Source organism: Rhizobium sp. SVR5-2C, from assembly GCF_056755115.1.
In genome coordinates this window covers 1-6,399 of the sequence record NZ_JBNDHT010000222.1, presented here as the reverse complement: position 1 = coordinate 6,399, position 6,399 = coordinate 1, and the positions used below count along the sequence as shown (strand labels likewise).

The 6,399-nt window shown below is 58.1% G+C and carries 8 protein-coding genes and 1 pseudogene; 7 read left to right on the top strand and 2 right to left on the bottom strand.

Annotated elements, in window-relative coordinates:
- From ACPYOI_RS34075 to ACPYOI_RS34050, 6 genes and pseudogenes are all read left to right on the top strand, one after another.
- A pseudogene (locus ACPYOI_RS34075) lies at positions 1-290 on the top strand (hypothetical protein); the annotation flags it as partial.
- A 52-nt stretch (positions 291-342) separates the two neighbouring features.
- Entirely contained in the window at positions 343-678 is a 336-nt protein-coding gene (locus tag ACPYOI_RS34070) for a hypothetical protein (RefSeq protein ID WP_481424018.1), read from the top strand.
- A gap of 154 nt (positions 679-832) precedes the next feature.
- The gene (locus ACPYOI_RS34065) at positions 833-1,141 is read left to right on the top strand and encodes a DUF2934 domain-containing protein (protein WP_481414408.1); all 309 of its coding nucleotides are present in this window, start codon (positions 833-835) and stop codon (positions 1,139-1,141) included.
- Positions 1,128-1,547, top strand: a complete 420-nt coding sequence (locus ACPYOI_RS34060) for an HD domain-containing protein (RefSeq protein WP_481414407.1) — start codon at positions 1,128-1,130, stop codon at positions 1,545-1,547. Before ACPYOI_RS34065 ends, ACPYOI_RS34060 begins: the two co-directional genes overlap by 14 nt.
- A 215-nt stretch (positions 1,548-1,762) precedes the next feature.
- Positions 1,763-1,945 carry a hypothetical protein gene (locus ACPYOI_RS34055; protein WP_168830300.1) on the top strand — a complete coding sequence of 61 codons (183 nt, stop codon included), beginning with the start codon at positions 1,763-1,765 and terminating at the stop codon, positions 1,943-1,945.
- A 1,607-nt stretch (positions 1,946-3,552) separates the two neighbouring features.
- Positions 3,553-3,843, top strand: coding sequence for a DUF982 domain-containing protein (locus ACPYOI_RS34050; protein WP_168830018.1), 291 nt, complete (start codon positions 3,553-3,555; stop codon positions 3,841-3,843).
- An 87-nt stretch (positions 3,844-3,930) separates the two neighbouring features.
- Here the strand turns inward: ACPYOI_RS34050 and otnI are convergent, their stop codons facing one another.
- Complete coding sequence (otnI, locus tag ACPYOI_RS34045; RefSeq protein WP_481414406.1) at positions 3,931-4,704, bottom strand: 2-oxo-tetronate isomerase; 774 nt, start codon at positions 4,702-4,704, stop codon at positions 3,931-3,933.
- Positions 4,704-5,624, bottom strand: coding sequence for an L-threonate dehydrogenase (gene ltnD / locus ACPYOI_RS34040; RefSeq protein WP_481424017.1), 921 nt, complete (start codon positions 5,622-5,624; stop codon positions 4,704-4,706). The genes otnI and ltnD overlap by 1 nt, the downstream gene beginning before the upstream one ends.
- Positions 5,625-5,824: 200 nt before the next feature.
- Between ltnD and ACPYOI_RS34035 the strand changes: the two genes are divergently transcribed.
- Positions 5,825-6,399, top strand: a 575-nt coding sequence (locus ACPYOI_RS34035; RefSeq protein ID WP_481424016.1) for a four-carbon acid sugar kinase family protein, incomplete at its 3' end; no start/stop codon positions are given.

Here is a 6,399-nt window from a genome sequence, read left to right as displayed (position 1 = left end):
CCGCCGGACCGCTCGCCGAGCTTGACCGCTACATCGGATACTGGAAGCCATACGCGACCTCGCATGATGAGCTGGATGCCGATTTGGCCGTGCAGGAGGAGGTGCGTAACGCGGCGCGAACACTGAAGGCAGCGGTTCTGGCGCAGCACTCCGGCAAGCTGATCGAGCCGGGAAAGGCCTCACTCAGCCGCACGATAAATAGCCCGCGGCTTCCAGGCATGATGATCGAATTGGGGGGCGCGGCCGTCCATTCTTCCATTTTTTCCCTATATTCGAAACTAGGCATATAGGCGGTTGCGCCGGATCATGGCATCTTCAGTTCGATAAGAATTGGAGCTCCACATGACCATTGAAAGGCGCCGGGCGGCTGCAGTGAAGGCCTTTGAGCGTGCGCGGAGACTGGGGCTTGAAATCGACCCCGACCCCGCCTTTGCGGCATTGATCCAATCCTGGATCAATGGAGAAATGACAATGCCGGAGGCCCGCGAGCGCTATCTCGCCCTCCTCAAAGATCGCGCTCAGCACGAAAGGGGAAGGCCTTCGGAGTCGGCACTTCCAGAAATAGCGGACAACGAGACAACGGCAGCCATCGAAGACAGCGCACCGCCGAGCGTCGAGGCAGGTCAGCCGCCGGTTTTAAAGCGACGACGACGCCGAACGCGGGCGAAGTCTTCATAAAGGTTCTTCCGCAGTAGTCTCGACTTCGTCGTTACCTACTGAGATCAGCGCCGCAAAATGGCCGCGGCGCCGGCACAATAAAATCTACGGGCTGCGGCTTTTCTTCCGGCCAAATCACGCTACCTCGATCAGACGAGAGCGGCAGGAGGAAACTATGGGTAATGAGCGAGAGGCACAGATACGTAAACGCGCTTACGAGATCTGGGAGCAGGAGGGGCGCCCGCACGGAAAGGATTTGTCCCACTGGATAAAGGCGCTCGAGGAGATCGAACGCACAACGGTAAAGGCTGAGAAGCAAGCGAGCAAATCTGGCGGACGAGCAAAGAGCGCTCGCGCGAGCGGCGCCACCCGCCCGGCAACCACGGCATCCAAGCAGCGTTCGGACACGGCCACCAACGCCAAAGAGCCGCGAAAAACGCCGATGAAGCGCGGAAAGGGCAACGGTCAAAATGCGCCATCTTGACCAGGCTATTGCGATCGCCGCCGAAGCGCACGACGGGCAGAGCGACAAGATCGGCAATCCGTTTTTCGACCATACCCGCCGTGTAGCGGAGACCGTAAGCGGAGACGACGAAAAGACCGTCGCTTACCTTCATGATGTTGTTGAGAAGGGTCGCGGCTGGACACTTGACCGCCTCAAGCAGGATGGCTTTCCCGGCGCAATCCTCTCCGCCGTTGACGCCCTGACCCGGCGGCCAGATGAGGACTACGAGGATTTTGTCCGGCGAGCGATTTCCAACCCATTGGCGAGACCGGTCAAGCGCGCCGATCTTGAAGATAATCGGTGGCAGTGCGAGCAGATCGGTCGCGACGCCAGCAAATACCAACGCGGGCTCGATATTCTGGATAGTCGCAAAGGCGCTAATTGAGCCGAGCCAGTCACCGGGTACAACGGGCCGGCGGTGCAAGATACGGTTTGCCGGAGATTTTCGATCTCAGCCCACACGACAATGCGCCTGGACACCTTGAAATATAGGAATTCAGTCCTCATTTAGCGGCCATCGCCCAAGCTTTGCGACCTTCGCCGCTCCGTCTCTTTGCGCCGGGTCGTAGGAGCTATGTCCAAGCGTGGAATGTGAGCATCATGGTAAGTAGAATCAGGAGAACGCCAACCGTCCAGCAGCGTATCGAGGCGTTCGAGCACACCAACAAAATCGCTGTTGAAGCCGCTGAAGAAGAACGGCGCAGGCGCGAGGAGAAAACCGCGCGACTACGCGCCGCGCGTATTGCGCAGGCGGCCAACGATCGTACAAAGAGTGAAGCGTAAGTGACGTTATTGCCGCAGGCGAGCCGACCGTAGCTTTTCCGTCGGCTCAGGTGGGCGGAGTTTCAAAGTCGGGACCGTGTACCCCTATGAAAAGGACCGGATAGAACCGGTCCTTTCATGTGGCGTGAGCCTGGGCAGCTTATGGGCAATTTGGGTTGTCCATAGTCCGAGCGGTGCCGCTGTTTGTGTTAGCATTCGGGTTTGCGGCTTGGGTGCAGTCGGAAGAATTGGGCGACCTGGTTGGGTTGTTGGTCGTGCTGTTGGTCATGTTGGGATCAATAACTGCCGGGTTGCCGGTGTTATTGTTCATCGAGCCGCTGTTGGTCGAGCCAGTTCCAACTCCGCCGGTTGCTGAGCCAGATGCGCCAGCTGAGCCGGATGTGCCCCCAACGCTGCCGCTAGCTCCGGCACTGCCGGAGCCGCTCGCCGATTGTGCCATAGCCGAGGTCGCTAGACCGACCGCGAGAGCCGTGGTTGCTATGATCTTGAGAAGCATCGAATTCTCCTTTTTGCTTCTGTTATCGACCAAGGTTCAACCCTCCGGCGGCGTCAAAGTTCCAAGGGAAATGCGACGGGTCGGTACCGCGCCAATATTGCGGCCGAGGGTGATAGGGCACCGTCCGCATGGCAATTCCCGCTCGGTTCGCCATTCCTTTGAATCGCGCAACGCTTTCACCGGCGGAACACAACAAGGGCTCGCCTTACAAAGTAAAGCGAGCCCGAGCTGCACCTCAGGGGTTGCCTTCTAAACCCTTCAGCGTGGAACTGGAATTACCCCAGACCTATGCCCTGTTCCGAGGCCACATTGCCAGAAGGCTTAGTTCGGGCAAACTAGCCCAAAAGGATTAGTACGTTTCAGGACTCTCAAGGATATTTTTGCGGGCAATGCAATCGTCGCCAGAACGCGGCAGGGTCGGATGGATGCTCTCGTCATTTCGGGCGAACGAGCCGTTTTCGGCCGCGTTTTGAAATAGGTGTGCGCGGTCGACGTCTGACGGTTGTCTTCTTGTGCCGGAGTGATGACTTCCTAATTCGCTTTCTCATCTCTCACCCCTTGCAGGTTCAGATAGCCATCGCAGCGGCAGGGATGGGTTTGGGAACAAGCATCCCGTCCGTGCTCCCATTGATTAGACCAGATCGAAGTCCGTGCGCATCACGCGCCGCATCTCCCATCAAGAAGAAGCCCGCCTGACATGGCGGGCTGAGGCGGATCCACGATACCTAGCTGTAAGACTGATTGGTACGTCCGCGGATTATCATGTAAGCACGAAATTGATATGAAAGATGAGAAGATCATGTTCAATTTCAGATTTATCCATTTGTAATAATAAATCAACAATTTTGAAGCATTACTATAATTGCGGTGGGGCTGAAATACGCAATCTTTCGTATGTAATACTCATATTTGGCAGAATCCCGCAGCCAAAGAGCAGCTCTTTCCTCGATGTCTCTGCGATCGAGCGTCCCTCGCGCTCCGGTGCAACTTGATACGCAAGGCAGTCCATAGCGCTAAATCTTGCCGATTGGAAAAGGAGTGGAAGAAGGGCGATGAGAGCCGGAATTCATGATGTCGCCTCAATTGGAACGGGATTTGCATAATTACTAATATGCTTACGCTACGGGGGCCAAGTGTAATGAAACTGCACGCATCGGATCAGTTTCCAGCTCTGACGCTCGTCATGAGGGGCAGAGCAAAGTACAAGATTGTAAGGACCGTTAGAGACGCGGCAGAGATCCTCATCATCGATTGGCCGAGCGATGATGGTGAAGAATATGTTACGGCAGTCAGGGCTTGCCTCCGGGCCTTGCACAATGAAATCCCGCCGGAATCTGTCAGAGCGGCGCTCATACGCGCGGCCGATGAGGAGCGCATCTCGTATATTTCGCTTGTTGCTTAAAAGCTGCGCGAAGCTTTCGAGATTGTATCAATACGCGAGAGGATTCCGGTCGCCAGCGCTCAAAGGCCTTTATGGGCGACTTCCCGCCTATTTTTGAAATGCGTCACGCCAGCCGAGGCCGGCGGGCGTATCGCCTGCGGGGCGGTATTCGCATCCGACAAAGCCTTTATAGCCGAGGAGATCCAGCTCCCTCAGGACACGCAAATCGTTAAGCTCGCCCGTTCCCGGCTCATTGCGCAGCGGCACGGAGGCGATCTGCACATGGCCGATGATCGGCATGAGCTGCCGAAGTCCTGTCAGCACGTCGCCGTGAATGATCTGGCGATGGTAGATGTCGAATTGAAGCTTGAGGTTGGGCTTGTTCAATGCATCGATCAGATCGGCCGCAAAGTCGAAGTCGTCAAGAAAGTATCCCGGCATGTCCCGCGGGTTGATCGGCTCGATGACGATATCGATGCCTTCCTGTCCGGCCCGGTCGCAGGCAAATGCCACAGCATCGCGATAAGCCTCCACCACAGCCGGGTCCTTGCGCGAAGCCAGACCGCCCATGACATGCAGCCTGCGAACCCCGGTGCTTCGCGCATACGTTAGAGCGATATCCACCGATGCGCGGAACTCGCTCCGCCGGTCATGAAGCGACGCCAAGCCGCGTTCGCCCGCCTGCCAATTGCCGGGCGGCAGATTGAAAAGCGCTGGCGTCAGGCCGTTCTCCTTTAGCTGCGAGCCGACCACCTCTGGCGGATGGTCGTAGGGAAACAGGAATTCGACAGCCGTAAAGCCAGCCTTGGCAGCTGCGGCAAACCGGTCGAGAAACGCCACCTCGTTGAACATCATCGTGAGATTTGCAGCAAATTTCGGCATCAGTTCCCCTTAGGCTCGCCGGGAAGCTCGATGCCGGTCACCTTCGCGATGAGCCTCGCGACCGAGGCATCGTCGTCCCTCCCCATGCCGGCCGCAGCCGTCATGACAAACATCTGAAGCGCCGTGGAGGTGATCGGCAGCGGAAATTTCAGCCCGCGCCCGAGGTCCGAAACGATTCCGAGATCCTTCGTGAAGATATCCACCGCGCTATGAGGAGTGTAGTTGCCCTCAAGGATGTGGGGGACCCGGTTCTCGAACATCCAGGAATTGCCTGCAGACGCAGTAATCACCTCATAGACCTTGTCAATATCGAGGCCCAGCGCCTTGGCGAAAGTGATCGCCTCGCAGGCCGCGGCAATGTGAACGCCGGCAAGGAGCTGGTTCACGATCTTGAAAGACGATCCGATCCCGGCCCGATCTCCAAGTTCATAAACCTTTGAAGCGATTGCATCGAGCACCGGCCGTGCATGGTTGAAAGCCTCGGCAGGCCCGGAAGCCATCACCGTGAGCTCTCCGGCTGCCGCACGTTTCGCACCGCCGCTGATCGGTCCGTCGATATAGCTGAGACCGAGTTCGGCTGCGCGTCGCGCCAGATCTTCGGCAGTCTGCGGCGGCATCGTTGCAAAGGAAAGGATCGTGCCGCCCTTCGTCATTCTACCCGCCGCACCATCATCGCCGAACAGGACCGCTTCGGTTTGGGCGCCGTTGACCACGACCGTCACGACGACGTCGGCGCCGTCGGCTGCTTCGGCGGGGCTTGCGGCCGCCCGCCCGCCTGCCTCGGAAAAGCGCGCCAGCGTCTCGGCGCTGATGTCGTAGCCGCTCGTTTCGAAACTGCTTCTCAGCAGCGACGAGGCCACACCGAAGCCCATCGATCCCAGACCTATGACGCAGACCTTCAAGCTTGCTCGTTCGCTCATGTTCCAGACCCTTGTTCCGTTCACTGCCGCGCAGCTGGCAATTGCTTGACCTGCGGCGCGCGGAAAAGTAATGACAGCGCTGCCACTCTATGGTTAGCTTATCCCGAAAACGGTTTGCAAGACCTATTTTGGTCGAGGTCGGAAGGTTTATCCGCGTTGGGAAGGCGCAGCCGACCCGGCTTGACAGGAGGAGAAATAATTTGCTCATCGGTGCAGTAGCCGACGATATTACTGGGGCCACCGATCTTTGCCTCATGCTGTCCCGCGAAGGGATGAGAACCGTGCAATTGATCGGCGTGCCGGAGGAGGGGAGTGATTTTCAGGCCGCCGACGCGGTGGTCGTCGCGCTGAAATCCAGAACGGCCCCTGCCGAAGATGCTGTCAGGGATTCGGTAGCGGCAGCCCGCAAACTGCTCGCCGCCGGTGCCGAGCAGTTGCTCTTCAAATATTGCTCGACATTCGATTCCACCGATCAAGGCAATATCGGGCCGGTCGCAGAGGCTCTTCAGGATCTGACCGGCGGTGAATTGACGATCGCCTGCCCCTCCTTTCCAGCAACCGGACGCACGGTCTACAAGGGGCATCTTTTCGTCGGCGATCGTCTTCTGTCGGAAAGCCCGCTGAAGGACCACCCTCTGACACCGATGCGTGATCCCGATCTCGTCCGCGTGCTGCAGCGGCAGACGAAACGGTCGGTCGGTCTCGTGGATTGGCCGGTGATCGCCAAGGGAGAAGCGGCCATCAAGGCGGCGTTTGCGCAGCATCGGGCCAAGGG